Raw genomic sequence first — 1,267 nt, 5'->3', positions numbered from 1 at the left:
CGCCACGCGCTGCTTCTCGCCGCCGGAGAGCTTCAGCCCGCGCTCGCCGACCATCGAGCGGTAGCCCTCGGGCAGTTTCTGAATGAAGGGGCCGATCTGGGCGAGCTCGGCTGCCTTGCGCACCTCCTCCTCGCTGGCCCCGACGCGGCCATAGCGGATGTTGTAGGCGATGGTGTCGTTGAACAGCACGGTGTCCTGCGGCACCATGCCGAGCACCGCGCGCAGGCTCTCCTGGGTGACGTCCCTGATGTCCTGGCCGTCGATCAGCACCTGTCCGGACTGGACGTCGTAGAAACGAAACAGCAGCCTGGAGACGGTCGACTTGCCGGCCCCGGATGGGCCGACGATGGCGACCGTCTTACCCGCCGGCACCTCGAAGGAGACGCCCTTCAGGATCTTGCGGTTCGGATCGTAGGAGAAATGCACGTCGCGGAATTCGACCTTGCCTGCGCCGACCACCAAAGGCCTGGCGTCCGGCCTGTCGACGATTTCCTGCCGCACGTCGAGCAGGTCGAACATGTGCTCGATGTCGGTCAGCCCCTGGCGGATCTCGCGATAGATGAAGCCGATGAAGTTGAGCGGCACGGAAAGCTGCATCAGCATGGCGTTGATGAAGACGAAGTCGCCGACACTCTGCGTGCCGGCCTGCACTTCCAGCGCCGACATGCACATGACGATGACGGTGCCGAGGCCGAAGATGACGCCCTGGCCGAAGTTCAGCCAGCCGAGCGAGGTCCAGGTGCGGGTGGCGGCGGTCTCATAGCGCGCCATCGAGCGATCGAAGCGCTCGGCCTCCATGGCCTCATTGGTGAAATACTTGACTGTCTCGAAGTTGAGCAGCGAGTCGATCGCCTTGGTGTTGGCGTCAGTGTCGCTGTCGTTCATGTCGCGACGGATCGAGATCCGCCAGTCGCTCGCCTTGACCGTGAACCAGACATAGATCCAGACGGTGACAGCGACAACGGCCACGTATTTCCAGCCGTAGGTGAAGGCGAAGATGCCGGCGGTGAGCGCGAATTCGAGGATGGTCGGCGCCGTGTTCAGCATGATGAAGCGCACGATCGTCTCGATGCCTTTGGTGCCACGCTCGATGATGCGCGACAGGCCGCCGGTGCGGCGCTCGAGATGGAAGCGCAGCGACAGCTGGTGCATGTGGACGAAGGTGCGGAAGGCGAGTTGGCGCACCGCATATTGCCCGACACGGGCAAACAGCGCGTCGCGCAGCTGGTTGAAGCCGAGCTGCACGAGGCGGAGCACATTGTAGGCG

The 1,267-nt window shown here is 63.8% G+C and carries 1 protein-coding gene; it reads right to left on the bottom strand.

Annotation, left to right across the window (positions count from 1 at the left end; translation table 11 throughout):
- The coding region (locus EN781_RS32705; protein WP_145965795.1) for an ABC transporter ATP-binding protein/permease at positions 1 to 1,267 on the bottom strand (1,267 nt) is incomplete at both ends.

Origin of the sequence: Mesorhizobium sp. M4A.F.Ca.ET.090.04.2.1, assembly GCF_003999085.1 — a bacterium.
Taxonomy (GTDB): domain Bacteria; phylum Pseudomonadota; class Alphaproteobacteria; order Rhizobiales; family Rhizobiaceae; genus Mesorhizobium.
Note: the sequence above shows the minus strand (reverse complement) of the source record. Positions and strands in the feature narration are given on the sequence as shown.